The organism is Spirosoma aerophilum, assembly GCF_054782495.1.
This window is the reverse complement of the sequence record NZ_BAAGSJ010000013.1, coordinates 1,967,581-1,994,394: the sequence shown is the minus strand read 5'-3', so window position 1 is coordinate 1,994,394 and position 26,814 is coordinate 1,967,581. Positions and strand designations below refer to the sequence as shown.

The following is a 26,814-nucleotide window of genomic DNA, read 5'->3' as shown; positions in this document are numbered from 1 at the left end:
AGGGGCGTCCCGGAATAAGTCAAAAATTAAACCGCAAATAACAAATAGTGTGTTGACTTAGGTATATAGTGACTTATGAAGCTTTTTTGAAGCCTTTATTTAACGCAGGATATGCAGGACAGGGCGGTAACAGGCGCAGGTACAAACCGTAGGATCTAGTCGTCAATGTGCCTGTGGGGAATTCGATCAGATAGGCTTTTTTGCGTTGCCGGTGTTTAGGAGGTTGGACAACACGAATCCCGTAACCTGGTTAACGCAGAAGCGCTGGAAAATCAACCAACCATACGATAATCAGTGTAAGCAGAAACAAAACGCTCACCCATATAAGTAACCAATCCGGTTTTTGAGATGGTTTTTTCGTCGTTGACTTCTTTACACTGCCTGGTATCGTATTCGGGCTTACAGCCGTAGGGGAGGAGGAAGGATTTGTGTATACTACGTTTTTAGTAGTCATCGTATAAGGGTTTATGTAGGATTTGCTGCTCTGACAACCAAAGTTGGTTTCAAGGTCTTAACATCCGCTGATAAACTCCTTAGAAAATGCTTAGAAACGACTATTGCGTGGTAACTCAATGTAAAAAACAGTGGGGTCGCCATTCGTGGATGTAACCCGTATCTTCCCTTCATGCAGGCGGATTATTCGCTCCACCAATGATAACCCAACGCCGTAGCCCCGCAGGTCGGCTGTTTGCCGGCTCCGATAAAAAGGCTCGAAAATATAGGGGAGGTCGTCGGTTGGGATGGATTCGCCCGTGTTCTGGATACTGATGTTCAGTTTTTGTTCGTCGAAATTCAGAAAGATCATCGCTTTGCCATCATCCGAAAATTTACAGGCATTTTCGGCCAGATTCTTCAAGGCTGTGGACAGGAGAATTTTGTTTCCCTGTACCGTCAGTTGATCGGGATCGTCGGGAAAACTCCCCAGTTCTACCGTTACTTTGTAACGAGGATTAAGTGCAGTTACAACATCGCGGATATCCCAGACAATTTCGTCCATGCGCACCCTATCGGTCAGGAATCCAGCTGCCGTGTCCTGATTCACCTGAGAGAGTTGCAGCAGTTCATGTGTCAGGGCTGCCAGATCACTCACATCGTCGAGTACGGAACGGATCGTTTGCCGATAAGCTTCTGGCTCCCGCTGATTCAGGAGGCTAACTTCCAATTGCGAACTGATTTGGGTGAGCGGGTTTTTCAACTCGTGCGATACATTGGCGACAAACATGCGCTGCATGCGAAAAGACTCTGAGACCCGATCCAGCAGTCGATTAATAGTAACCGAAAGGCGGCTCATCTCGTCATTGTCTTGGTTGACGACCAGACGTTCATCCCGGTTTCGGGGAAATATCTCACTGACGATCTGATCAATCTGCTGCATGGGCCGTAATGCATCCCCTGAAAAGAACCAGCCTGAAAAGGAGGTGATGCCAACAATCAGGCAGAATAGTCCGATGAGCGCCCAGAGAAGTTGTCGTAAAAATTCATCTCCGTAAATATTCTCAGCACCGGCCACAACCACATACTGACCGGATGCCGTTAGAAACTGGGTGCCAGAGACGTAAAATTTATCCTGTTGAAAATCTTTTTGTTTGCTTTTCCGAATATCGGATAAGATAGCATTCGTGATCACCAACGGGTGAGATTCATTCGTGATAAATATGATTGAATCTTTTTCGTTAAAAAGAATAATTTTCTGATTGGGAAGCTGGTCTTTACGGATGCGACTCAACTGCTTGATAAGGTCCGCATCCAGTTTATGCCGAATGATCATATCGCCCGTTGTATTCCCCTTGCGATTGAGCCGCCGATAAAAATCGGATGAGATGAAATACCAGCAAAACGCGTAGATACTCACAAAGGCCAGCAGTAATATACTGGAGACCAAACTTGTAAATCGTAATGTAAGGCGGGTGCGGATGGTCATCTTTTTTAAGAAGTGAGGAGTTAGAAGTTAGGAGTGAGCAGGGAAGAGTTGCTGACGCATCCAGGATTTAACATGCGTCAGCAACTCCTCTCTGCTCACTCCCCGCTCCTCGCTCCTATAAAAAACTATTCTTCCTTCAACATATACCCCATCCCGAAATGCGTGTGGATCAGTTTTTTGGGGAAGTTTTTGTCGATCTTCTTTCGGAGGTAATTAATGTAAACCTCTACGACATTGGTGCCGGTATCGAAGTTCAGGTCCCAGACATGCTCGGCAATGGCAGGTTTTGACAACACCCGTCCCTGATTCCGCATAAGAAACTCCAATAGGGCAAATTCACGGGCGGTCAACTCAATTAACTGCCCATCGCGGGTAACGGATTTGGTATCCAGATTCATCTCGATACCGGCGTAGCGGAGGGTCTGGGCGGTCATTGACACCTGGGTGCCCCGTTTTGTCAGGGAGCGGACCCGTGCCAGTAACTCGGCAAACTGAAACGGCTTCGTCATGTATTGATCCGTACCCGCATCAAATCCCGTAATTTTATCGTCCGACTCCCCCAGGGCTGTCAGCATAAGAATGGGGGTTGTGAGCCCCTCTGCCCGTAACTGGCGACAGAGTTCATACCCGTTCAGACCCGGTAAAATCAAGTCTGTAATGATAGCGGCATAGTTATTCTTCAGGGCCAGTCGTTTCGCAATCAGACCGTCGTAGGCAATGTCTACCTCAAACTGGCTCTCTTCCAGGCCCTGCTGAATGGCCTGCAACGTTTTAATTTCATCTTCAACAACTAACAGTTTCATAACGGCTAAGGGTCTTTTAATCACCCCATTAGTGTTTTGTCGGCCCCACTTTTCTGTCCATTTATGACGTGCAGGAAGGCTGTACGAGTAGGCTTCTTATCAGATTCTAAGGTCTCTCTAAGGTCTGGCTTATCTGCCCGGACTACTTTGCCGGCCTAAAGCGATGAACATGTACGTCGCTTGCCGTTGATCTGTTCCCTGCGTTCTCACTGGCGGGGTTCAGTCAACGGTTATTCTGTTGAACGCCGTACTATACGGTAAACCATAAAAACTTAATGACGTTTCTTCTGCTACTCATAATCCTGGCGATCGGCTCACTGTTTTATGTTCCCGGATCCTACTTTCATTATCGATCATCCTACTTCGATCAACTGCCCCATTATTGGCGGGTGCGCCGTTACTTATATCACCAAAATATATTGAAAAAGCTAGCGGAGCCAGCAGATAACTCATCGAGAACAGAGTCGGATTGAGGGTTGAGAAAGCTTGGTTCAATGTAGAGAAGACTAGATTCAGTCGATAGGCCGTTGGTACGGTACAAAACAAGATTTAGCAACTTAGAAGGGCCTTAAGTAAATATTAAAATCTCCTTAGAAGCTGTTGACTGTTGGTAGACTTTTCCCGACGAGGGCCTGCTCGCTGATAAGCAGAGGCTTAGCATACGACTGAACAGGATTTTTTGTCGAATGAAAAATGATTGTAGACAAATAGGACTTTAAACTGTTCCCGTAAAAAGATAAGGTTTCTTTTGGTTACCGGCATGAAGGCCTCAAGTCGACCGGGCAGGTCATTCCTTAACAAACATACCTCAATTGATGTATCTACCTGCGGTGCATGCAGCACCTCCGCAGTCGAAAATTATACTATGAAACGAGTCGCAAAGTCCAGCCTAACGCTGTTGCTTTTCTTTTTTTTCCTGTCTCCCGGCTGGAGCCAGAAAGTTCTTGAAAACCCACGTTCTGCCACAGTCAATCATGCGGGGCCCGACGAGCAGTTTGGGGCGTTGTTCAACGATGTGCAACTGAAATCAGTCTTCCCCGACTCAAAAACATTCGCCGATTGCACTCCCAGATTTCCCGTCGAAACCATACTGGAAAACTATGAATTGGCCCGTCAGCGTACGGGCTTCGATCTGAAAGCGTTTGTTTTACAGAATTTTACATTGCCCGTTAAACCTGCGTCTGGCTATACCAGTAAAGCGGGTCAACCCGCGCAGGAGCACATCAATGATTTGTGGGCGGTGCTTACCCGTCCTGCTTCGCCTTCCCTTAAGGCAGGCCAATTGGCGGGATCGCTGATTTCGTTGCCAAAACCCTATGTTGTGCCCGGCGGACGTTTTGGCGAAATCTATTATTGGGATAGTTATTTTACCATGCAGGGCCTGAAGGCATCCGGGAAGACTACCCTGATCAGGAACATGATCGATAACTTCGCATACCTCATCCGAACGTTTGGCTTTATTCCCAACGGTAATCGAACGTATTTTCTGGGTCGGTCGCAACCCCCGTTTTTTGCTTTGATGGTCAATCTACTGAGTGAAGTACAGGGACGTCGGGTGCTGCTCAATTACCTCCCGGACCTACAGCAGGAATATAACTTCTGGATGGATGGCAAAGAGAAACTAACCGCCCAGCAGCCAGCTTACCGGCGTGTTGTGCGATTGGGCGACGATATTTATCTGAACCGGTACTATGACGACAAGCAAACGCCCCGCCCTGAGTCATACCGGGAAGACGTGCAACTGGCCCGGAAAACGAAAGATCAGCAGGCGTTGTATCGGCATATTCGGGCCGGGGCCGAGTCGGGATGGGATTTCAGCAGCCGCTGGTTTCGCAATGGCAGAACTTTACAAACGATCCATACAACCGATTTTATTCCGGTCGATTTAAATGCGCTTCTTGTTACGCTGGAGCAAACGCTGGCTGACGGTTACCGGCTGAAGGGCGACGAGACACAGGCGAGGAAATACCAGAATCTTGCGAAACAACGGCGTGAGGCTATTCAGAAGTATTGCTGGAGCGCCAAAAATCAGTTCTTTTTTGATTATGATTTCGTGGCCAAAAAAACCTCGTCGGTATATTCGCTGGCGGCCGTGTACCCATTATTCGTTCGCATCGCTACCCCTGCACAAGCCGTTGCGGTGGCCCGAACGTTAGAAAAGTCATTTCTGAAACCCGGCGGTTTGACCACTACGCTTGTCGCTACCGGCGAGCAGTGGGATGCCCCAAACGGCTGGGCACCTTTGCAGTTTCTGGCCATTCAGGGATTGAGAAATTATGGTCAGATTCCACTCGCCACAAAAATTAAAAGGAATTGGGTAAACGAAAACCTGCGCGTGTACAGGGCCTCCGGTAAAATGGTCGAAAAGTATGACGTTATCAGTACGGCAGCGGCCAAAGGTGGAGAGTATCCCAACCAGGATGGATTCGGTTGGACTAATGGTGTGTTACTGAGGTTATTGACCGAAAAGTGAGTTGTTTACTTACCTCGACTGTAAACACTTTATGTAAGATTAAAACCCAAAGAGCAGGGTTGACAGGCATGTTGGTGAACGTTGGCCATGGTAAACGAATCAGCATGCATCCCGCGTCTACTGGATTTGCGCAAGCGCAGATTCAATGTTGGTTAAGTCTGCTTTCAGGGAAGCGATATACCGGGATAACTCATAAGAAACGGCCTCGCCTGGCTTGGGTTGATCCAATGTCTGTTTCAGCTCCTGCTGAAGAGCGACAGTGTCGGTTAACTTTAGAAAACCAATGACTCCTTTCTGGCGGTGAAGCAAGCTATTCATAGCTACCCAATCCATTTGCAGACCAGCCGCTGTTAGCTGATCGATTTCCTGAGGTGTTTGTTCAAGAAATAAAGCCAGAAACTCCTGAGCAAATGCCCGGTCCTGACCCACATCCGACAGAAAGGACGGCAGGTTAAACCCGGACCGGACCGGCTCATCTACCGGTGGGTGGGGTGCTACCAACGCCGTCAAATCACCCAAAGGCAAGTGTTGCTGAATCACCCGCTGAAGTTCCTCAATACGGTAGGGCTTGGTCAGAAAGTCGTTCATACCCGCCTGTACGCACTGTTCCCGCTCACTGGCGAACGCATGGGCCGTCATGGCAATAATAGGCACTGTTTTACCCAGCACTGTGCGTATGTGCCGGGTTGTCGTATACCCATCCATAACGGGCATTTGAAGGTCCATTAGGATCACGTCATAATCCCGCTCTTTGAGCCGGTCTAAAGCTACTTGCCCGTTTTCAGCCAGATCGGACTGGTACCCCAGACGTTGGAGCACCCGTTGAGCCAGTTTCTGATTCACCGGATTATCTTCAACGATCAGCAACCGGTAGGCACGGGGTTGAGGAGGTGAGTTGGCTAATGTAGCCGCCTGATGGGGAGCCATTTCGGCGGGAGCCCGTCGGAAGGGAATGGTTACCGTAAAACAGGAGCCTTTGCCCTGCTCACTGGTCACCGTTACCTGGCCGCCGTGCATCTCCGTCAGTGAGCGAACAATGGGGAGCCCCAGACCAGTACCGCCGTAAAGTCGGGTGGTAAATTCGTTGGCTTGCCGAAAACGCTCAAAAATGTGTGGAAGGGCTTCCGGTGCTATGCCAATTCCGGTATCTTCAATGGTTAAGCGAATCCAGACCGTCTCGTCGTCCTGGTTCTGCTGATCGATTTTAAGACTAACTCCCCCCTGGTGAGTGAATTTAACGGCGTTGCTGAGTAGGTTACTGACAATCTGGCTAAAGCGGGTAGGATCGCCTATCACGTAAGTGGGTAAATGGGGGTCGATTGTTACGGCCAGCTGTAGTTGTTTGTCCATCACCCCCGGCTTAAGCATGGTCTGAATCGTCTCGATGAGCGCCATCAGGTTGAACGGAGTCTCTTCCAGCTGAAGCATGCCGGCCTCAATTTTCGAGATGTCGAGGATATCGTTCACAATGGTCAGCAGATTTCGGCCGGCCGTCTGAACATGCGTGATATAGTCTTTCTGTTCGGGTAATAATGTCGTGGTTTGCAGCAAGTCTGAAAAACCAACGATGGCATTAAGAGGAGTGCGAATTTCGTGGCTCATATTCGCCAGGAATTGTTTTTCGGTCAGTTGAGCCTCCTCAGCCGCCCGTTTCGCCCGTGCCAGCTCCTGCTCGGTTCGTTTCCGCTCGGTAATGTCGCGGGCCACGCCCACCAGTTCGGTTTTTGAATGTTCAGAGTCGACCCAGCGAACCGTCTGGCCAATCCATAAATTTCGTCCATCCTTCGTGCAGACCAGAAATTCCTGATAGGAGCTGGGAATCTGTTCACGGATCATGTCCTGATAAAACGCCCGAAGCCGGTCCCGATCGTCGGGATGAACAAGTTCCAGAAAGTGGCGGCCTAATAGTTCACGTTCAGTAAAGCCCAGATACTGCTCGACAATGGGGTTTACAAACGTGAAGAAGCCTTGTGGGGTAATCTTGTAAATAATATCCTGGACCGAGTCGATGAGTTCCCGGTAGCGGCTTTCGCTTTGTTTGAGCTGGTCTACCTGAAGGCTGATCTCATGAGCCAGATTGTTATTTAGCTGGCGCAACTGCTGATCGGCATCAAAAAGTTGGCGTGATTTTTTTTCGAGTATGGTTTCCGCTTCCAGGCGGGCTGATTTTTCGCGGGCCAGTCGACGCTCAAGTAGTGATAATTGGTGTTGAAGATGCGCTACGGTGTCCATACCATGAATCAACTTATTAATATACTCCATGCACTGGGCTATCCAGCTGATGCTAATCGCTTATACTTTGTGATCTATTAAAAACCCGGAATCGTGCATTCATTGGCTTTCCTTCCTATACATAGTTGCTTCGAGGAAGGCACGTATAGTACACCATAATCCAGTTTGGAAAGTGCTCACATAGGGGAAATAACCCTGCTCACGGTAATTAATTAGCGGTTGAACAACCCATGAAAATCCGTTAAAAGTTTACTAGCCGAGCGTAAAAATACTCTAATATTTATAAATGTAAAATAATAGTAACATTAATTGCGGTATTCTTCGTATACGCACCCATAAGTCTGCCTCACTAAGTTAACGTGAGTAATGGGTTGGCTCGATCAAAATTTAGCTTATATGTATAGCTAGTGGCTCTTTTTTTTAACCACAGAGGCACAAAGAGCACAGAGGTTGATGGGGGAAGAAAGTGCCCTAATCAACCTCTGTGCTCTTTGTGCCTCTGTGGTTAACAATTATTACTTTAAGCGTATAAAGCGGACCTGATTTAACCTAGATACAGCTGTTATTCACGTTAAGTTAATAAGGATTGGTTGCCGGTATTGACCAGGGTTCGTCTGGTTTGTGAAATAGTTAGGCATGTAATACGCCACTCATCCCGTCTTTTGAACCACTGATACAGAAAATACAATAAAAATAAAAAGGTACCTTGCATCGCATAGTACCTTATTGTACCTTTGAATTAAGAAATTAACGAAATCAATTACACCAATGAATATAGAAAATGCTCAGGTGCAAATGCGGAAGGGAATTCTGGAGTTCTGCATTTTGCATATCATATCGCGGGGCGAAATTTATGCCTCCGATATGCTTGACGAGCTGACTTCCGCCAGAATCATGGTTGTAGAGGGTACCCTTTATCCCCTGCTAACCCGCCTGAAAAATGCCGGTCTGCTCGATTACAAATGGGTAGAATCAACGTCCGGGCCGCCACGTAAATATTACATTCTGACCGACCTCGGTCGCACATCACTGGATGCACTCAACGCCACCTGGCAGGAACTTGCCGAATCTGTTAATGCGATAGTCGGGAAAGTAGATCTACACAAAAAAATCACGAATGGGGCCGTCACCGTCTCGCCCTCGCCTGATCCAACCATTCCTCCAGCCAACGCTTAACCTATTCTCTTCAAAAACCGAATCGTCGGACTCCAATGAAAAAGACAATCAGCATAAATATAAGTGGCGTCATCTTCCATATTGAAGAGGATGGCTACGACAAACTAAAAAATTACCTGACTACGGTACAGCAGTACTTTTCGACTTACGAAGACAGTCAGGAAATTGTTACCGACATTGAAAACCGGATTGCCGAGAAACTCCTCGCCAAACTGAAAGCCGCTGACAAGCAGGTCGTTTCGCTGGAAGATGTCAACGAACTGGTAGCCGCTATGGGTACCGTTGCTGACTTTGAAGCCGTTGAGGAAGAGGAAGTGCTGGTAACCAATGGCGGTCGTCATTCCGCAACAGGCATTGGGCAGGGGGCAACCGGTAAAGGACCAACTGCGCAAACAAGCAATCCTAATCCGGCTTCCGGAGCCTATGCCTCACAACCCGGTACACCGTATACGGCCCCCCGTCGGCTGGTGCGCGACCTTCGTCGGAAAACGCTGGGTGGAGTTTGTGCCGGTCTGGCCCACTATTTCAACATGGACGTGGTCTGGATTCGCCTGATTTTCGTTGCCTTATTCGTTGGCTTGCCAGCCCTGAGCGGTGCTTCCGATGGTCCCGACGGATTTTTCGGGGGCCTGAGCGGATTTACCTTTATCATCTACATCGCCATGTGGATTGCCCTGCCGGGGGTGATGACGATTGAAGACGACAAAACGGTAAAAAAGTTTTTCCGTAACCCCGAGGATAAAGTGCTGGGGGGCGTTGCCTCCGGAATCGCAGCTTACTTCGGTGTCGACACGGGGATTATCCGGCTGTTGTTTGTGCTCGGGATCGTGTTCTTCGGGGTTGGTTTCCTGCTCTATATCGTACTGTGGATGATTGCCCCGCAGGCCAATACCCTGACCGAAAAAATGGAGATGCAGGGTCAGCCCATCACACTCTCGAACATTGAGCAGAGCATCAAACAAAATCTCAATATAAATGAAACGCCGGACCGGGAGAGTACCTTAACCCGCGTCTTATTATTCCCCTTTCGTGCCATTGCCACCATTATAGGCGGACTCGGAAGCGCGCTGGGGCCGCTGTTAAACGGTGTTGTTTCCCTGATCCGGGTATTTGCCGGGGTGTTGATGCTGGTACTTGCTTTTGCGGGCATGATTGTCTGTCTGGCCTTTCTGGGAGCGGCTATTGGTCTTGAGTCGGGTATTCATTTGGGCGATTTGCCGGTTCAGTTCATTCGGGAAGATATCACCGTGCCCATGGTGCTGGCCGCTGTCCTGTCCGGTCTGATTCCGTCGTTCGGTTTGGCCATTCTGGGTATCATGCTCATCACGACCCGCAGCGTACTGAGCAGCCGCACGGCCTTGACGCTGGCGGGTGTATGGCTGTTGAGTCTGGTCGTTCTGGCTGGAACCGCTACCCCCCTCATCTCCAGTTTTCAGCGACGGGGAACCGTTGAGGAAACGAAAGTGCTGAACATTCCGGCCGCTATCCCCACCTTCGCCATGAACGATATGGAAAATGACGACAGCTTTCGTCCATCCATTGAAGTAAAAGGGTATGAAGGCACAGCCATCAATCTGATCCAGTATTTCCGCGCTCAGGGACGCACCCGGGCCGAAGCCCAGACAAACGCCCGGCAGGTGAAGTATGCCTATGTGATTAAAGATTCGACGGTTCGCTTCGACGAAACCCTTGAACTGGCCCCCAACGCCCGTTTCCGGGCCCAGGACCTGGACATGGACTTGATGATTCCCTACGAAAAACCGTTCCGCATGACCCGCGATTTTGCCCGCTTCATTCGCAATGAGTTCGGCGAAAAAGAGCTGGATCGCATGAAAGAAAGTATCTGGAAATTTACGAAAGCCGAAGGCCTCGTTTGCATCAACTTCCCCCGGGAGAAAGATCAGGACAGCAACAGCGAAGACAACGACGTAACTGACCTGACCGACGATGTGCAGAGTGCCGTAGCCAGCGAACTCGGCGACGACTTCGACCGGGTTAGCGACCACACCCGCCAGTTTAACGTAACGGCTTTCTCGAAAGTCGATGTAGCCGGTGCCTTCGTGGTGCGGTTCCGGAAAGGCGAGGTATACAAAGTCGTTGCCGATGGCCGCGAGGACGACATGAGCGACATGGACGTTCGGGTGAACGGCAGTACACTCGAAGTGAAAATTGACCGTCGGGGTGGCCTTTTCGACTGGAGCAACCGCAAGCGCGTCGGTTTGACCATTACGGTTCCGGGCATCGATGAGCTGACATTGTCTGGCGCGTCGAAAGCCAGCCTGGCTGGATTTGGCAACTACAAAGACCTGAAAATCGATATGAGCGGTGCCTGCCGGACTGTGTTTGACGGAACAGCCGACCGGATGAATATCCAGTTGTCGGGGGCGTCGAATGCGGTGTTGCGCGGCCACATCAACCAGCTGGAAGCTGATTTAACCGGAGCCAGTAAAATTGAGGCAACGGGACTCGATGTCGACACGGCTGAAGTGGATGCCAGCGGTGCCAGTCACGCCAACTTCGGCCACGTGAACAAGATGGATTCCCAAACATCGGGCGCCAGCAAAGTAACGCGGCAGTAGATCATTATTCATTCAAAATGGCTGTTAACTCGCTGGGTTTGTCCGGTATTTCTGGATGAGCCTTCGAGTAACAGCCATTTTTTATCCCCTTTGCCTAATAGGCTAAGGGATGCTCAACTGACTAATTTTTCTCCATCGTATGTTCCGTATCTCACAAGCATTACGCCTAATTTTCTGCCTGTTAATCGTTTCTGACACGTTTGCCCAACAACCTGATACCCTATGGAACCGACTCATAAAAGAGAACACACATATACTGAAGGCTGATAATACGGGTTTTACCGGTAAAGGATGGGACCTGATTCAGGCCGGGGTCAAACAGAATCAGTATGTGTTGATCGGGGAGGACCATTTTATGGCCGAAATTCCCTTCTTCACCGAGCAGATTCTTGCCACAAAAGCCTTCCATACCTTTGCCCTCGAAGTAGACCCGTTCGTGGCTGAGCGTCTCAAGCAGACTCTCTCGTCGGCCGATACCGCGTCGATCCTGCAATGGGCCAGAAAGGCAGGGCCAGCGCTGTCATTTTATAGCCTGGCTGAAGAGTTTCACATGCTTCAGAAAGCCAGACGTTCTCAAACGACGTTTGTTGGTCTCGACCAGGTAGCCCTGATGTCAGACTATCTGCTGTTTGACGAGTTGGCTCGTTCTGCTACCCGGTCCAATGTCCGGCAGCAGTATGAAGGAATGGCAAAACGGGCCAGATTGGCAGCTGAAAAATTGACGGAGGACCTTAGTCAGCCGATGTATATGCAAAGTGCTGCTTTTGAACAGGATCTGGCTGCGCTGGCGAAAATGCCTATGTCGGCGGATGAAAAGGAGATACTGGATGCCATAAAACTATCGGCCCGAATCTACAAAACGGGAAGTCACTCCCTGCGGGTACAACTCATGAAACACCAGCTTATGTCGGTGTACGCATCTGCTATTAAAGATAAGAAAGTACTGGTAAAAATGGGGGCCATGCACTGTGCCCGGGGAGAAAGCTACCTGACTGTCTACGATTGCGGAAGTCTGCTCGCCAATCTGGCCGAAAGCGAATTTAAAACTTCTTTGCACATAGCTATTTTTGGTAAAAATGGTATTCAGGGGAGCCCGTTTAAAGGGCTTCCGGCGCATGAGCTTGATCCCTACAAAGGAGATCTCGCCTTCATCAAACCTTTCTTTGAGGCAACACCAACAGACAGTTGGGTCGTTTTTGACTTATTGCCAATTCGTAAAGCCCTACAACGGCAAACCCTTACGATAAACGATGTTAACCTGCGAAGAACGATTTTGGGATACGATGCCTTGGTCATCTTCCCAACGGCCCATCCGTCTCGCCCGTTGAGATAGAAACGCCAAACGTCAAACGCCATATATTGACGACATGGCGTTTGACGTTTGGCGTTTCTATCTCAACTCAGAATTTCGTCACTTCTCCCGCTCCGCTTCGGCTTCCACCTTTTCTTTGGCGATCGCCACTTCTTTCTCCTGTTGTTTGTTTTGCCGCTCGAACACCTGAATCAGCACGATGAAATAGGAGAGGAGCAACGGCCCAACGACCAGGCCCAGAATACCAAAGATGGGCACGCCAAGGACAATACCCGCCAGCGTAACCAGTGGGTGAATATCACCCATGCGTTTGGCCAGCATGATACGGAGCAGGTTATCGATATTAATAATAACAACCACGCCAACCACCAGAATACCAATTCCCTGACTGGTATTCCCCTGCGATAGCTGAATAAGCCCGGCCGGTCCCCAGACGAGGGGGGTTCCCAATACGGGAATGAACGCCATGAAGAAGGCCACGGTGCCCCAGAAAAGGGCATCGGGAACCCCAAAGATCCAAAGTGTGGCACCTGTCAGAACGCCCTGTACTAAACTCACAAGCGCCTGCCCAATTACGTTGGCATTGACGTTATTTTTGAGGGATTCGCCTAGTTCTTTCTGGGTATCTTTTTTGAAAGGAAGGTATTTCTGAAGTCCGGCCTGAAAGCTTTCCTGCTGAACAAACATGAAGTACATGGTAAAGAACATCAGACCCAGAATCACAATAAAATCCAGCGCGCCACCCGCCAGCGAAGGCAGTAAACGACTGGCATAAGAGCCGCCCTGGCGTAGCAGGTTCTGAATATTTTCCTGACTGGTAATCTGATAACCGGTAAGCTCCTCGGCTTTTTTGGCCAGATTCAGAATATCTTCCGTATGCTGCGAGTAATACTGAATCCGGTCGATGAGCAGCAGGCTAAGCGTCAGAAACGGCATGATGATAACCACGATCGAAAAGATGATCAACAGGGTTGTTACCAGCGATTTGTTCCAGTGTCGCTTAATGGCCAGCGCCGTGAACCAGGGACGGAAAACAACATAAAGGATACCAGCTCCCAGAAACGCCGATATGTAGCCACTTAAACCGTATATAATGAAGCCTGCAATAATGATCAGGCTCGTTATAAGCAGAACTCGTTGCTGTTTGGGGGTATAAATATTAGTCATAAGTAAGCGTAATGCCGTATTTGTAAACGATATTTACTAAAAACACACCACACACCTATAAATGTTTAGAATCGTATCTAACATATGAACGACAGGATGCTATATGCAACGTTGCTTTTTAACATTCTGTCGCACTCAGGGCTAGCCCGGCTTCGGAAGTCTCTTTGTATTTGGTAGACATATCGCGGCCAGTGGCTTTCATGACTTTGATGACAGCATCGAGCGATATTTTCTGGAAAAAAGCCGCTCCGGAGGTCGCCAGTAGATACGCATTATAGGCTTTAACTGCGCCCATCGCATTCCGCTCGATGCATGGAATCTGCACGTAACCGCCAATGGGGTCGCAGGTCATGCCGAGGTGGTGCTCAATGCCGATTTCAGCAGCCGCTTCAATGGGGCCAATGTCGGCGGTAGGCTGGGCACATCGGGTCAGGAAAGCCGCTCCCATAGCCGAGGCAGTACCGATTTCGCCCATACAGCCCATTTCCGCCCCCGAAATGCTGGCGTTGTGCTTCACCAGAAAACCAATGACGGCAGCCGCCAGCATACCCGCCCGCATGGTGGCTTTGTCGTAATGAAAATGATGTTTGGCCAGAAAAGTTAATCCGGGAATAACACCCGACGCGCCCGACGTGGGGGCCGTCACGACAATACCTCCGGCGGCATTTTCTTCCGAAGCTGCCAGGCAATAGGCATTCAGAAAGATGAGAAAACCATCCGAGGATTGACTCATGCCCTTTGCCTGTTGAAATAGAATCGGCGCTTTTCGACTCAGTTTTATAGTGCCGGGCAACACGCCTTTGTGCTTAAGTCCACGCCGAACGGCTTTGTGCATGAAGTCCAGCAATTGGTCGAGCCGCTGGTTCACTTCCGCGCGACTCCGGCCGGTCAGCGCCATTTCATTGGCCATCAAAAGTTCATCCAGAGAAATGACGTGATCCGTTAAACGTGTTTTCAGTTCCGTCATGGTGCTGTACGGATAGGGTACATGGCGTGCATTGGCGCTTGCTTCCGGTTCCCCTTTCCGGATGATGAACCCACCTCCAGTAGAGTAATATTCTTCTTCGGCTAATACTTCCTCACCCGATGTGAGTTTCAGCACCATCGTATTCGCGTAGGGCGAATCATAGCGTTTTCGCTCGAAATGAATCTGTTGTGAGCCCACCTCAAGGGTTTTCTTGCCAAGCGAAACAGGGTAGCGAACAGCCGGGTCACGCAGCAGTTTCAGCATGGCCACGGGATCTGTTGATTCGGGTTGCCAGCCCAACAGGCCTGCCACCACCGCCCGGTCGGTACCGTGCCCTTTTCCTGTAGCACTCAGTGACCCATACAAAAATACATGAATGGCATCGGCGCGTTGCTGAATATCCAGGGGTAGCCTGGTCAGCCGTTGCTGGAAGTCGAAGGACGCCTTCATAGGGCCAATCGTGTGCGAACTCGAAGGCCCCGGCCCCACTTTGAACAGATCGAAAACGGAGGTTGTAATGGGGGAGTTAGGCATGTTGATGACGGTTGAGTAGGCCAAACTTCAGCCTGGCCATCGAACTGGCTACATGACCAGGCTGGAGTTTGATCCGGACATTATCTGTCCAGCTCCCGAATCTGATCGAGGTAGGCAGTGGGTAACAATATACGCTGAATAACCGACCGGAGGCCTAATCCATTCAGAATTTTATACAGGCCGATTGAATATGATAACACTGGTTTTTGTGGTAAATCCAAATGCTGGACAACCTGTTTGGGGACAAGGACGGCCTGGGCTTGCCGCAGCAGATCATACCGCCAACTGCCCAGCTGCTCGCGATACCGCTGGAATAATTTATCCGTGTATTCACTCCGCACCAGATCTCGATTCAAATGCGCTTCCCGGTCGATCTGCCAATCGGTTAAAGTACAGGGTAAGTCCGGCACGTGCATGCCCGCGCCCACTTCGCGAAACGTACTGAATACTTCCTCTTTTTCGGGATTCGTTAGAGGACGGTGTAGTGTTTCGAAGGCGCGCATGGAGTAGTCGATGAGCATGTATAGCACATCCCGATAAGCCCAGTCGGGTATTTGATACCCTCTCTTTTTCTCGACGCCACTATGAATAGCACTCATGCGGGCAATGGCCTCACGGGCTTTCGACTCCGGCGCGAAGACGATCTCCTGCGCGTACCGAACTGTTGAAAACAAACGGGCGATTGGGTCGGCGGGAAGCTTTCCGGTAAAAAATAGCCAGTCTACCGCCCGGTTCAGGGCAAATTCTGCCGCAGAACCGGCAAAAACAAGTAGAATTACATCGGCATCACCCCATATCTTCCGAACGATGGAGTCCGGTTTAACGAAATACGTCATTGGCATTTGTTGTCGCTGGCCCGGAGTTATCCCCGTGCCTGTTCATAAGTCAGCATTCGCTGACGTAGTCCGGCCAGGCTTTTCAAGAGCCAGCGAATGCTAAGCACGGGGTCGACCCCGCGCCAGCCGCCTACATAGCTAATACAACAAATTCAACGCGTCGGTTCTTTCGTTTATTCTCTTCTGAGTCGTTGGGAGCGGCCGGTTTGCTGCTTCCGTATCCATTGTGTCGCAGTCGACTTTCGGGAATGCCGTTGGTGACAAGGTAGTTGGTTATAATCTTGGCACGATTCTCAGAAAGGGCCTGATTGAGCCGTTTATCGCCCACGTTATCCGTATGTCCGGCAATTTCGATCACAAGCTTCGGTGTAGTTACCAGCGTTTTTATCAGTTTATTCAGTTGAGGAAATGACTCTGGACGAAGGACGTAGCTGCTCTGGTCAAAGTACACGTTATCCAGCCGGAATGCCTGATTGATCTGTAGATTGCGGAAAACACTGTCGGCCTTTTCCTCTTTCTCAAGCCGGATAACATAGCCATAATCGGTGCAGGTATCGCAGGAGACGACCATCAATTCTTCAGCCTCGTAATAGCCGGGCGCACTGGCAATGACATTGAGTGTATCAGTGCGGGTCAGAATAAATGAAAACGGCTTGGCCGATTCACTTTTACCGATAAATTTCTTTTTAGCCTGTATAGCCTGGATGGTGAACTCCGCTGGTAATTCAGCCGACGTTTTATCATCGACGGCCGAAATGGTAAACAGCGTTTTCTGGGTTTTGACGGAAAGTTTAACCGCCTGTCCGAAGAGGGAGGAAAGCGAGAGCAGGCAAAACAGAGATAGTAGTACGGCGCGCATTGTGGTACGTTTATGACTCACACAAACGCCTTACTGCAAATAAAATGCCGGATATGTGGCTATGCCTGCTATAACCCCAAATTGGTTGGCAGCCCATCCAGACTGGTCAGGTTATTTGCCTGCACATATTCGACTAATCCATCGTGTCCCTTTTTCTCGGCCCACTTAAAATGAACGTCCCGTTCGCCCACATAGTCAAATAAAGGAACACCGAAGCCACAGGAGGTCTGGACGAGGTCAATCTCAGTGACGATCAACTGGCGTGTGCTGGGGTAAATCGTAAACTCAGGGGAATACGTATGCCATTCGTCGGTACCCGGCAGCACGGTATACCCTTTTCCGTACAGACGTAAAATGTTGGGGGCTCCTTCGAAGGAACAGAACATGAACGTAATCCGGCCGTTTTCCAGGGTATGGGCTGAGGTTTCGTTCCCGCTGCTAACCAGATCCATGTACCCCACTTTGTTGTCGCCCAACACCCGGAAGCAATCAAGCCCTTTGGGCGACAGGTTAATGTGACCGTCGGCACTCAGGGGCGCCGTGCTCACGAAAAACATATGTTGCTCCTGTATGAATGTTCTATGTGCTGGTTTGATGGAGTCGTGAAATTTGCCCATGAGTTTGGAGAGGGAGAGCGTCAATAATAGCCCAAAATTACCCATTTCTCAGACTATTTCACGTCGTTGCCAGCGTGATCGGCACGGGTAAGCCGAATCCTTCCCGCAGCGCGACCCGAGCCGCGTGGTAGCCGCACATGCCGTGTACGCCACCGCCCGGCGGGGTTGATGACGAGCAGATAAACAGACCCGGTGCCGATGTTTTGTAAGGCGATAAGCTAATGACCGGACGGGTATACAACTGCGTAATGTCGATAATACCCCCGTTAATGTCGCCCCCGATGTAATTCGGGTTGTAGGCTTCCATCTGAACCGTGTTCATGGTATGCCGATCCAGAATCCGGTCGCGGAAACCTGGTGCAAACCGTTCGATCTGCTGCTCAATAACGGCGGTTCGGTCCAGCGTCGAACCATTCGGGACATGGCAATATGCCCAGGCAGTGTGTTTACCATCGGGTGCGCGGCTGCTGTCGAACAAGCTTTGCTGCGCCAGCAGAATGTAGGGTTTGTCGGGGTGTTTTCCGTCGGATGTTGCCTGTTCGGCATCGGCCATCTCGGCAAAGGTGCCGCCTATGTGCACCGTTCCGGCCTGCCGACATTCGGGAGCTGTAAATGGGATGGGGCCATCCAGCGCCCAGTCTATTTTAAAAACGCCCATGCCGTAGCGGTACCGTTCCAGCTGCGTTCGGTAAAGCGTCGAAAATCGTTCACCGGCAATGCTGAGCAATTGTTTGGGTGTCACATCGAACAGAACGACCCGCGTAGATGGAATATCATTCAGGGTAGTAACCCGCCGGTCGGTCTCAATTTGGCCGCCAATTGACCTTAAATAGGACGCCAGTGCGTTTGCGATGGTTTGGGAGCCTCCTTTCGGGATGGGCCAGTTGTACAAGTGCCCGGCCGTCATGAGCACCAGCGCAATGGCGGAGGTGGCCACGTTGCTCAACGGCTGAATGGAGTGAGCAGCCATACCCCCAAAAAGACCCTGAGCTTCCTTGGTCTTGAATCGTTTGATTAATTGCGTAATGGGAGGCAGCGCATTCAGTCCAAAGCTGGCCATGTCAATCGGGTGCTTCGGGAATCGCAGCGGACCTAAAATATCCGGGGCCATGCCGGGCCAGTGACGAACAACCGGCTCCAGCAGATTGCGGTACGTCTGTTCATCGGCACCCAGCGACTGCGCCGTTTCGTCTAGCGACCGGCGCAGAGCTGCCGCTGTGCCATCATCGAAGGGATGGGCTGCGGCAATGGGCGGTTCAATGAATTCCAGCCCATGATCGGCGAGAGGAAGGGTTCTGAAAAAAGGAGACCCTACCGCCAGCGGGTGAATAGCCGAACAGATGTCATGAACGAAACCCGGCTGGGTCAGTTCGGCCGACCGAAGGCCCCCGCCAATGGTGGCTTTCGCTTCCAGAACGAGCGTCGACAGTCCTGCCCGCTGCATGGTAATCGCGGCACTCAATCCGTTGGGACCGGAGCCGACAATGACGGCATCATACTCAGTTTTCGCCATCTAGGTGGTTTCGGGTTTAAATAATACCGTGCCGTCGGGTTTGATTTGCCAGGCGGTAATCGGGTTGAAATGATAACCCGATTCATTCCCACGGGCATCGGTTAATTGCTTTAACGTGGGCTGGCGATATCCGGTTTCGTCGGTTACCCGACTCAGAATCTCCGTAGCCTCGCCGTTCCATTGCCATAAATACCGGAAAGCCGTGTGGGCTTTATCCAGCACGGGGTTCTGCAGGGTGGCGGGTGCCCAGTTCTTGCCGGCGTCCGTACTTACGTCGACCTGAACGACTTTGCCTCGCCCACTCCACGCCAATCCCCGAATCTCGATCCATCCCTTCTCCACAGTTTTTGGATAGGCCGGAAACGTAATGATCGAACGGGCGTCAATATCGAAGCTGAATTGCCGGAATTTACCGTCTTTAACGGGCTCTGTATACTTCGATGTTTCCTCCCGCGTCATGAAGGGTTGGTCGGATAACTCCAGTCGGCGGAGCCACTTGACGGATGTATTGCCTTCCCAACCCGGCAGAAACAACCGGACGGGGTAACCCTGTTCGGGCCGGAGGGCTTCCCCATTCTGGGCGTAGGCGATGATGGCGTCGTCCCATCCTTTCTTCACCGGAATGCTGCGGGTCATGATGGCGGCATCGGAACCCTCCGCCAGAAACCAGCTGGCCTTGGGCTGAACACCGACTTCCCGGAATAGGGTTGAGAGTTTCACACCCGTCCATTCGCTCTGGCTGGTCAGTCCGCAAACGTCCTGCGGGGTTAGCGTTTCCTTACCGGATCGGAAATTTCCTGAACATTCCAGAAAGGCAATGCGCGAAACCGACGGAAACCGTTTGAGGTCGGCCACGGTGAAGGTCATGGGTTTGGCGACCATGCCGTGAATAAGCAGTTCATGTTTCGCAGGGTCGATGGCGGGCACACCAGCATGGTGACGCTCGAAATGAAGGTCGGACGGGGTAATGATGCCGTAGAAGTCCTGCAAGGGGGATCGGGACGAAATCTCGGACGGCTTCTTGACGAGCTTTTCAAAGGCTGAGCGGGTGCCCACCTCGCCGGGCAGTGGCCCCACGCGTTTCGTTGGATCGTCGGGCAGCAGTTCCATTACCGAAATGCCTTCCTGAACCGTTTTGCCCGAAGCCGTTTGCACGAGAGCCACGGCCGCCGTTGCCGCCCCGCCGAGAAGGGTCCGGCGGGAGATGTTGCCCGAAAGCTGGTCGATATGAATGATTCTCTTCTTCATATTACTTGATTTCCGGGCCTCCTTTCCGGTCGTCGGGAACGAATAATTTCTGAGCGGGCATCACTACGGTAGGCAACGTTTGCGCGTTGATAATCGTTTTCTCGCCAATGATCCCGTTGGCCGCCAGCAGGTAAGCTGTCAGGTTATAAACCTCCGTATTGGTCAGGGAACCCGGTTCACTGAACGGCATGGCCCGCCGAATATAATCGAACACGGTAGTGGCGTATGGCCAATAATTGCCGATGGTCTTTTCCCGTCGTTTTGTGGTAGTCTCGTTGGTCGATACCAGCGAACCATTTAGACCGCCGATGCCGCCCATGCCGTGACAGGCCGCGCATTTGTTCGCGAAAATCACTTTTCCGGCCGCTGCTGTACCTTCACCCACCGGAAGCCCCTTGCCATCCGGTCGGACATCGATATCCAATCGGGCAATATCCGCCGAAGTCGCTTTCCGCCCGAAACCAAAGCTGGCGGGCCAGGGAACGGTATCCGGCTTCGTGATGGACAGGGCGGGGGTCTCTTTGCCATTTGCCGGAAAACAACCCTCCAGCACAACGGCAACCAACGCGCCGGCCAGACAGAAGGAATAGGGGGATTTTCTCATGTATACGGTGGCTGTAGGTAGGACGTACGCCAAAAAACTGTGAATGGGTAGCCTCCCTGGCGTCTTACACTTTCAAGTGGTGAAGTTAACCGGTTTATTTTGTCAAGCTGACGAAAGAAGCATCTTCGGGAGAGGCTATTTGTTCACAAACCGAAGTTGCTTCCTTCGTCAGCTTGACAAAATAAGGCTTACTCTTATTGGTCTCCTGACCTTTGTCAGCAGTGTCTCAATATTCCCCCGCATTCAGCGTGCTCTTCGATAAGGCGTAATTTCGGTTGACGCGGTCGAGTACAACATAGATAGAGTCTTTGTTTTCGTTGATACCCGTCAAAATCACCCGCGAGCCGTCCGTTGTTTTGTACGACAAAATCATACGTTTGCGTTTGCCGTCTTCCTGACGCGCTTCGGCCTTGATACCTTTCTGCCGACGAGTAGTACGGGCAATGGGCTCGATCTTTTCATATTCCGGACCGATGTTCGCCAGTGCCGTTTTGGGTATCCAGTTATCGACGGGTCTCTCGTTGCGGTTCGATTTCTTCGTTGCGCTTTTGCCCGAAGCTTCACCGTCGCTTTCGCCACCTTCACCCCGTCGGCCGGATGCTGGTCGGTATTTATCCTGCAAATACAGAAAGTGGTTAACTGGGTCGGCATCGTAGTAGAACACCCGTTGGCCACCGGCTACCCCTGTTAGTTCGAATGTCCGGTTGAGGTCGCGCATGGGTGAGCCGCCCCCGTTTGAAAGATCCAGCGGCACGGCTTTATTTACCTTAAAGGTAAACGTCGACCAGTTTTCGAAGGTGGCTTCCTGCCAGCGTACGGAATCCGTCGGCGAGTAGGGAATCGACTTGCCGTTAAGCCGAAACTCGGCTATGGCATAATTACCCCGGAGCTCCCGGACGCCTTTTTGAGCGGGTTGTTTGTAGGGATCGTATCGGAAGTTGACGTACTGAATCCAGAAAAGAAGCACCAGAAAGATAAAAATGGTTGCCGTTTTGAGGCCAATACGGGCTATCCTCTGCCAGACTTTATTGAATGCCGGGTAATAATGAACCGGAATCGTGAGTTGTTCTTTGATCAACAGCGTGTACAAATCCCGAACGTAATACACCAGCAGAAATCCCGACAAGAGAACGAAGTACGAACTGTAGCCATGCACCCCGCCATCGTAGGCCAGATTCACATACACGATATCGGCCAATGCCCCGAACAGGAGAACGGCGCCCCAGAAGGTCGTTGCCCGGAAAAATAAGAATGCCCCCGCCAGTACCTCAACCACACCCGTGAAGACCTCATACCACGGTACAATGCCAATGGACAGCCAGTATATTTTCTGGGCGGTGAGGTCACCAAAGTTGGTGTTGAGCAAGCCCAATGAGGGGTAAGGCAATTGCGTGGGGAGCAACTTCGTGAAACCGAAGCCAATAATGCCAATACCCGCCCGGTACCGAACAACCACCCGAAGCCAGTAATACAACAGGTTATAATTCCTTGGTTCGGCCTGTCGAATCCTGACAACGGCAGTCCAGATCAGGCCAGCGACGGCAGAGACCACGAAAAGAAAGACCCATTCACCATAGCCCATCCAGGCGGGCCACCAGCTTACGCGGCCGAGAATATTGGGTTGGAAACGCGCTACGTCATAGAGGTCGCGGTAGTGCAGATGCAGCCAGTCGAGTGAAAATGCATTTTTGTACCAGCCCGCGCTGGTCGGCAGCGACATCACGATGAAAAAGATGAACGCGATTCGGAAAGCAAGCTTTTCACCCGGTGTCCAGAGAGAGTAATGGCTGCTCTGCCGGCTTTTGTCGGTTGTTTTTGGGCCGCTGCCTGATGGGGTTGACGATTCGGTATCAACAGGCCGGGTTTCGGTCAGCTCTTCGGGGGTAATCAGGCCCAGGTCGAGTCGTTCGGGGTTAATGTTGGGGAGTGCCATTATTCGAAGGTTAATAGAGTGTGAGCGTACCCCGACGACCGGCTTTGGCCGCTTCGTTCAGCAGGTATTTTTTGTTGACTTTGTTCAGGACAACGGCGATGGAGTCCCGGTTTTCATTGAGGCCCTGTAGGATCAGCTGGTTGGAGTCGTTTCGCTGGTAATGCAGCGTCATGGTTTCGTTCGGGTAGTTGGGATTCCGGTTTTTCAGTGACAGCACCTGTCGGGTCGAATCAACCTGATAGCTGTAATAATGCCGCCCGGTTGAACCCGCCAGTTCATAAGTTCGGCTGGCATCGTCGGCCAGGATCCACTCGGTATTGGTTCTATCCAGGATAACCGGCCGGTTCGATTTGATGCTGATGGTGTTCCAGCTTTCAAACACCACATCCTGCCAGCGTACCGAATCGGTTTGGGAGTAGGGCAGTGTTTCGCCCGCCAGTTTGAAGTTCTGAACGGAATAAAGGCCGGCTGCTCCGGGTAAGCCGGGTGTTTTTGGGAATTGGTACGGACCGTTTTTGTAAGCCGCGTAGGTCTTATAGCCGTACAGAAAAACGGCGAAGAAGATAAAGCTGCCCTTCAGCGCCAGACGACCGTATCGCTGCCAGGCCTCAGCAAAAACGGGTTTGAAGCGGTTTGGTAAAGTTGGCTGAGCGAGCGAAACCACCCGAAACAGCCGGATGGCATCGAACGCAAACAAAACCAGCGCGAACGTAATGAGCAGAAAACTGTACACATACTCACCCCCTTCATACGCCAGATTCGAGACGAACACATTGCCCAGAAACGGGATAATAACCAACGTGCCAATAACGGTTGTCTTCCGGTTAAGCAGCAGTAACCCGCCCAGAATTTCAATGAATCCGAGGAACGATTCATACGAGGGGACGATCCCCAGACTAAGCGAAAAGAGTTTCCATGCCGTAAAGTCGCCATAAGGTGTGTTGAGATTGCTGATGGAGGGGAGCGGGGCCAGCAATGGAAACAGCTTCACAAATCCATACGCGAAAACGGCCACCGCCAGTCGATAGCGGAGTATGACCCGCAGCCAGTAATAAAGGGCGGTGTAGTCTCGACGGTGCCGATCGCGAAGCGTCCAGATGAGGGTACCAATACCCGCCATAACTGCCACCGCTGCCCAGTTGACGAATGAGTCCGCCGGACCAAAAAAGTGCGGGGCATAACGCGCCAGATTGAAGAGGTCACGGTAATAAAAAGCACCCCAGTCAATGGAGACGAGATCACGGTAAAACCGCCAGTCGAGCGGGATGGCCTGAAGGACGAAGTAGATAAAAACAAAACGAAAGAGCGTCTTCTCCGTGCGTGTCCAGGCCGGTTCGGGTGGTGTAGGGCTGGTGTTGAGCATAGTGGATGAGGGATAAAATGTAATAAATCCTATAGAATAAATAGATTAATTGTAGTGAAAGTAGATTAAAGAGCGTGGTAGCGTGGTGTCAGTTTCTTAAAACTGACGAGCGAGGTTTCTAAAAACCTCGTTAAGCTGTATCTATTGTGATAGGTTTTGAGAAACCTACCTGTATCAGTTTTGAGAAACTGACACCACGGAATATTGTGATGTAACGGATCGGAGATTTTAAACCTATAAGGTTTCTGAAAACCTTATAGGTTTATCCCGTGCTGTTAGTTAGCTACAGGCGCTATTACTTCGCCGGCTCATTCGCTCGCAGGGGTTGCGGGCTGATCACCTTACGCGCTTTCAGGTCGAACTTCTGTCCTTTGCTAATGAAATAGAACGGGCCACCAGTGCTGTTTTGCCCCGATGGGTACTTCGCGCTGTTGGCAATCTGATTTGCTTCGTAAATGCCTACATAGGAGTTGCCAATCACCTCGAAGGTGTTCTGCTGCACCACAATGGCCGTTCCTTCGTCGATGGCGATGCCCAACAGTTCAGGCCGCGTTTTAATGACCTCGACGAGATCGAACTGGCGATTCCGGCGCAGGAAGTGCTGGTCGATGGTGACGTTGTGGATGAAGTCGAGCCCCTGGGTGTGGTCGCCCACCATGATCGAGTTGCCTTTCGTATCCCCCCGAACCATGAACGAACCCTGAATGGTGGCTCCGGCGGAGGTTCCGCCAATGACTCCGCCCCGGCTTAGTACGGCGTTAAATTCTTTGTGAGCCAATGTGTTCAGGTACGAATCTGTCAACCGCCAGTGCCGCCCGCCCACAAACCAAACTCCAGTTGCTTTTCGGATGGGAGCCACAAACGATTCCTGATTGGCCACTTTAGGGTCGCGGGTGTGCAGGATGGTGATATTCTTAACACCCAGACTCGTCAGTTTTTCCTTCTCGCGCGGGGCACTGCTGGCCGACGAATCTTCGCCTGCCGTAGGAATAATCACGATGTTGGCTGCGGCCGGACCACCTACCAGCTCGATAAATCGGTTCCAGAGGTCGTTACCCATGGCACCGCCACCCACAATGACCAGTGCCCCTTTTTCGGGACCAACTGTCTGGGACGTTTGCGCCTTTAGGCTACCGGCAAGTAGGGTCAGCAGAAAGAGGGGTAAAATGAATTGCTTTTTCATGTCAGGAATTTGGTTTCTTGTTATAAGGGAGTTAGTACGAAACTGCCGAAGATAAGTTAATTCAAGTTGTGAGATGGGTGGTTTCTGTACAACGGATTACCAATCCGTTGTACAGAAACCACCCATAAACTGATCTCAATACCCCTGATTCTGCGTCAGCGCCTTATCGGCCAGGATTTCGCTATTCGGAATGGGCAGGACGTATTTAGTCGCGTCGGTAATGCCCAGCACGGCGGCTGCCCGCCCGTTACGGATCAGGTTGAACCAGCGGTCGGCTTCGAACGGGAATTCAACCTGCCGTTCGGCTTCGATAGCTAGTAGGAGAGCATCTTTGGTAGCGGCCTGGGAAGGAGGGACGCCCGCCCGGTCACGAATGGCGTTCAGGTCGGCTAGAGCCGCGGCTGTTTTGCCCAGCTGCACCCGTGCTTCGGACCGAATCAGGTAAAGTTCGGCAATGCGGATAATATAGGCTGGATCGGTGCCGAGCGGGGTGCGGTAATAAAGTTTGCCGTACCATAAATTGCCCGGAGGACTCGTTTGGGCAATCAGCTCTTTCCGGTTGCCGCCCACGTTGGGGTCGTTGAGTAAAGCAACCAGAGCTGCATTCGGTGCCCATTCCCGCCGACCGCTCAGCGCCGGAGGGAGCCACCAGTTGTAATGCCCATTCTTGAAAGAGTTCGTGTAGGCAATCTCAAAAACGGATTCGGGTGTCGAAGCCGCATTATTGGCAAAAAACGCATTGTACGGTTTGGCGAGTTTGTAATTAGCGGCATCGTCGATGAGTTTACCGGCAAACGTTTCGGCCTGTTCCCATTCCTGCCGATAGAGGTGATACCGTGCCCGAATGGCCCAAACTGTCTTGCGGGTGATCTTGTTTCGGTTGGTTGTTGCACTCAACAGCGGTTCAGCAGCGGTGAGGTCTTTCAACACCTGCGCATAGGTTTCATCGACACTGCTGCGCGAAATGTTTGTGTTGTCGGCGGGTGTACGTGTTGCTTTCAGAACCAGTTGCACTCCGCCCCAGCCACGAATCAGATCGAAGTACGCCAACGCCCGAATGGCATATGCTTCGCCTACTATCTGGTTTTTGCGGTCTGCGGTTAGCTGCGGATCGGTAATCGTCGGAACGGTTTCCAGCAGGTAGTTGGCTTGCAGAATCGTTCGGTAGATGGCGCTCCAGGCCGAACCCACATACCCATTGTCAGCAGTGAGCTTGCGGGCCGTAATCTCCTGCGGAGCTCCCTGCGAACCTGTCCATTGAACATCGCCACCCGATAGGTATGCCAATGCCTGAAAGTTTGACCCATAATAGCCATCGCTTCCCAGCCGGTTGTAAAGGCCATTGACAGCGGCTTCGGCGGTGCTGGCATTGATAATGGCCTGCGACTGATCGACCTGTAACTCCGGCTGTACCGTTAAAAATTGCTGGCAACCCGTGAGGAGGAGTGTGCTCAGCAGGATATTGATTATTTTTTTCATGAGGGCAAGTGTGTG

Annotated in this window: 19 protein-coding genes; 4 read left to right on the top strand and 15 right to left on the bottom strand. The window is 51.2% G+C overall.

Going from position 1 to position 26,814, the window contains the following annotated elements; all coding sequences use genetic code 11:
- Positions 1-544: 544 nt before the first annotated feature.
- Both ACYVK4_RS19660 and ACYVK4_RS19655 read right to left on the bottom strand, forming a co-directional pair.
- Positions 545-1,921 carry a sensor histidine kinase gene (locus ACYVK4_RS19660; protein ID WP_461129230.1) on the bottom strand — a complete coding sequence of 459 codons (1,377 nt, stop codon included), beginning with the start codon at positions 1,919-1,921 and terminating at the stop codon, positions 545-547.
- Positions 1,922-2,046: 125 nt separating this feature from the next.
- Positions 2,047-2,724, bottom strand: a complete 678-nt coding sequence (locus tag ACYVK4_RS19655) for a response regulator transcription factor (protein ID WP_461129229.1) — start codon at positions 2,722-2,724, stop codon at positions 2,047-2,049.
- Positions 2,725-3,589: 865 nt separating this feature from the next.
- On the opposite strand from ACYVK4_RS19655, the gene treF reads away from it, so the two are divergent.
- The gene (treF, locus tag ACYVK4_RS19650) at positions 3,590-5,197 is read left to right on the top strand and encodes an alpha,alpha-trehalase TreF (RefSeq protein WP_461129228.1); all 1,608 of its coding nucleotides are present in this window, start codon (positions 3,590-3,592) and stop codon (positions 5,195-5,197) included.
- A gap of 117 nt (positions 5,198-5,314) precedes the next feature.
- On the opposite strand, the gene ACYVK4_RS19645 is transcribed toward treF, so the two are convergent.
- Positions 5,315-7,459: an ATP-binding protein gene (locus tag ACYVK4_RS19645; RefSeq protein WP_461129227.1), complete on the bottom strand. Its 2,145-nt coding sequence runs from the start codon at positions 7,457-7,459 to the stop codon at positions 5,315-5,317.
- Between the two features lie 738 nt (positions 7,460-8,197).
- Between ACYVK4_RS19645 and ACYVK4_RS19640 the strand changes: the two genes are divergently transcribed.
- The 3 genes from ACYVK4_RS19640 (at position 8,198) to ACYVK4_RS19630 (ending at position 12,517) form a co-directional block, all read left to right on the top strand.
- A complete protein-coding gene (locus tag ACYVK4_RS19640; RefSeq protein ID WP_461129226.1) occupies positions 8,198-8,605 on the top strand; it encodes a PadR family transcriptional regulator in 408 nt (135 codons plus the stop codon).
- A 35-nt stretch (positions 8,606-8,640) separates the two neighbouring features.
- On the top strand, positions 8,641-11,184 hold the full coding sequence (locus ACYVK4_RS19635; protein WP_461129225.1) for a PspC domain-containing protein: 2,544 nt from the start codon (positions 8,641-8,643) through the stop codon (positions 11,182-11,184).
- Between the two features lie 139 nt (positions 11,185-11,323).
- Positions 11,324-12,517: a hypothetical protein gene (locus ACYVK4_RS19630; RefSeq protein WP_461129224.1), complete on the top strand. Its 1,194-nt coding sequence runs from the start codon at positions 11,324-11,326 to the stop codon at positions 12,515-12,517.
- A gap of 78 nt (positions 12,518-12,595) precedes the next feature.
- On the opposite strand, the gene ACYVK4_RS19625 is transcribed toward ACYVK4_RS19630, so the two are convergent.
- From ACYVK4_RS19625 to ACYVK4_RS19570, 12 genes are all read right to left on the bottom strand, one after another.
- A complete protein-coding gene (locus ACYVK4_RS19625) occupies positions 12,596-13,663 on the bottom strand; it encodes an AI-2E family transporter (RefSeq protein ID WP_461129223.1) in 1,068 nt (355 codons plus the stop codon).
- A gap of 118 nt (positions 13,664-13,781) precedes the next feature.
- Positions 13,782-15,164, bottom strand: a complete 1,383-nt coding sequence (locus tag ACYVK4_RS19620; RefSeq protein ID WP_461129222.1) for an L-serine ammonia-lyase — start codon at positions 15,162-15,164, stop codon at positions 13,782-13,784.
- Positions 15,165-15,244: 80 nt separating this feature from the next.
- Positions 15,245-16,000, bottom strand: coding sequence for an oxygenase MpaB family protein (locus ACYVK4_RS19615; RefSeq protein ID WP_461129221.1), 756 nt, complete (start codon positions 15,998-16,000; stop codon positions 15,245-15,247).
- Between the two features lie 130 nt (positions 16,001-16,130).
- Positions 16,131-16,859: an OmpA family protein gene (locus tag ACYVK4_RS19610; protein ID WP_461129220.1), complete on the bottom strand. Its 729-nt coding sequence runs from the start codon at positions 16,857-16,859 to the stop codon at positions 16,131-16,133.
- 68 nt (positions 16,860-16,927) lie between these two features.
- Positions 16,928-17,476, bottom strand: a complete 549-nt coding sequence (locus tag ACYVK4_RS19605) for a pyridoxamine 5'-phosphate oxidase family protein (RefSeq protein WP_461129219.1) — start codon at positions 17,474-17,476, stop codon at positions 16,928-16,930.
- 58 nt (positions 17,477-17,534) lie between these two features.
- Positions 17,535-18,989, bottom strand: a complete 1,455-nt coding sequence (locus tag ACYVK4_RS19600; protein WP_461129218.1) for a phytoene desaturase family protein — start codon at positions 18,987-18,989, stop codon at positions 17,535-17,537.
- Entirely contained in the window at positions 18,990-20,237 is a 1,248-nt protein-coding gene (gene soxC, locus ACYVK4_RS19595) for a sulfite dehydrogenase (RefSeq protein ID WP_461129217.1), read from the bottom strand. It lies immediately after the preceding gene.
- A gap of 1 nt (position 20,238) precedes the next feature.
- The gene (locus ACYVK4_RS19590; RefSeq protein WP_461129216.1) at positions 20,239-20,841 is read right to left on the bottom strand and encodes a c-type cytochrome; all 603 of its coding nucleotides are present in this window, start codon (positions 20,839-20,841) and stop codon (positions 20,239-20,241) included.
- Positions 20,842-21,067: 226 nt separating this feature from the next.
- A complete protein-coding gene (locus ACYVK4_RS19585; RefSeq protein WP_461129215.1) occupies positions 21,068-22,774 on the bottom strand; it encodes a hypothetical protein in 1,707 nt (568 codons plus the stop codon).
- Between the two features lie 10 nt (positions 22,775-22,784).
- A complete protein-coding gene (locus ACYVK4_RS19580; protein WP_461129214.1) occupies positions 22,785-24,137 on the bottom strand; it encodes a DoxX family protein in 1,353 nt (450 codons plus the stop codon).
- 295 nt (positions 24,138-24,432) lie between these two features.
- The gene (locus tag ACYVK4_RS19575; RefSeq protein WP_461129213.1) at positions 24,433-25,320 is read right to left on the bottom strand and encodes a cyanophycinase; all 888 of its coding nucleotides are present in this window, start codon (positions 25,318-25,320) and stop codon (positions 24,433-24,435) included.
- Between the two features lie 135 nt (positions 25,321-25,455).
- Positions 25,456-26,799, bottom strand: coding sequence for a RagB/SusD family nutrient uptake outer membrane protein (locus ACYVK4_RS19570; RefSeq protein ID WP_461129212.1), 1,344 nt, complete (start codon positions 26,797-26,799; stop codon positions 25,456-25,458).
- Positions 26,800-26,814 lie beyond the last annotated feature (15 nt).

Excerpts from the sequence above, each read along its gene's own strand:
- ACYVK4_RS19660 (WP_461129230.1), bottom strand. The coding sequence starts at position 1,921 with ATGACCATCCGCACCCGCCTTACATTACGATTTACAAGTTTGGTCTCC.
- ACYVK4_RS19655 (WP_461129229.1), bottom strand. The coding sequence starts at position 2,724 with ATGAAACTGTTAGTTGTTGAAGATGAAATTAAAACGTTGCAGGCCATT.
- treF (WP_461129228.1), top strand. The coding sequence starts at position 3,590 with ATGAAACGAGTCGCAAAGTCCAGCCTAACGCTGTTGCTTTTCTTTTTT.
- ACYVK4_RS19645 (WP_461129227.1), bottom strand. The coding sequence starts at position 7,459 with ATGGAGTATATTAATAAGTTGATTCATGGTATGGACACCGTAGCGCAT.
- ACYVK4_RS19640 (WP_461129226.1), top strand. The coding sequence starts at position 8,198 with ATGAATATAGAAAATGCTCAGGTGCAAATGCGGAAGGGAATTCTGGAG.
- ACYVK4_RS19635 (WP_461129225.1), top strand. The coding sequence starts at position 8,641 with ATGAAAAAGACAATCAGCATAAATATAAGTGGCGTCATCTTCCATATT.
- ACYVK4_RS19630 (WP_461129224.1), top strand. The coding sequence starts at position 11,324 with ATGTTCCGTATCTCACAAGCATTACGCCTAATTTTCTGCCTGTTAATC.
- ACYVK4_RS19625 (WP_461129223.1), bottom strand. The coding sequence starts at position 13,663 with ATGACTAATATTTATACCCCCAAACAGCAACGAGTTCTGCTTATAACG.
- ACYVK4_RS19620 (WP_461129222.1), bottom strand. The coding sequence starts at position 15,164 with ATGCCTAACTCCCCCATTACAACCTCCGTTTTCGATCTGTTCAAAGTG.
- ACYVK4_RS19615 (WP_461129221.1), bottom strand. The coding sequence starts at position 16,000 with ATGACGTATTTCGTTAAACCGGACTCCATCGTTCGGAAGATATGGGGT.
- ACYVK4_RS19610 (WP_461129220.1), bottom strand. The coding sequence starts at position 16,859 with ATGCGCGCCGTACTACTATCTCTGTTTTGCCTGCTCTCGCTTTCCTCC.
- ACYVK4_RS19605 (WP_461129219.1), bottom strand. The coding sequence starts at position 17,476 with ATGGGCAAATTTCACGACTCCATCAAACCAGCACATAGAACATTCATA.
- ACYVK4_RS19600 (WP_461129218.1), bottom strand. The coding sequence starts at position 18,989 with ATGGCGAAAACTGAGTATGATGCCGTCATTGTCGGCTCCGGTCCCAAC.
- soxC (WP_461129217.1), bottom strand. The coding sequence starts at position 20,237 with ATGAAGAAGAGAATCATTCATATCGACCAGCTTTCGGGCAACATCTCC.
- ACYVK4_RS19590 (WP_461129216.1), bottom strand. The coding sequence starts at position 20,841 with ATGAGAAAATCCCCCTATTCCTTCTGTCTGGCCGGCGCGTTGGTTGCC.
- ACYVK4_RS19585 (WP_461129215.1), bottom strand. The coding sequence starts at position 22,774 with ATGGCACTCCCCAACATTAACCCCGAACGACTCGACCTGGGCCTGATT.
- ACYVK4_RS19580 (WP_461129214.1), bottom strand. The coding sequence starts at position 24,137 with ATGCTCAACACCAGCCCTACACCACCCGAACCGGCCTGGACACGCACG.
- ACYVK4_RS19575 (WP_461129213.1), bottom strand. The coding sequence starts at position 25,320 with ATGAAAAAGCAATTCATTTTACCCCTCTTTCTGCTGACCCTACTTGCC.
- ACYVK4_RS19570 (WP_461129212.1), bottom strand. The coding sequence starts at position 26,799 with ATGAAAAAAATAATCAATATCCTGCTGAGCACACTCCTCCTCACGGGT.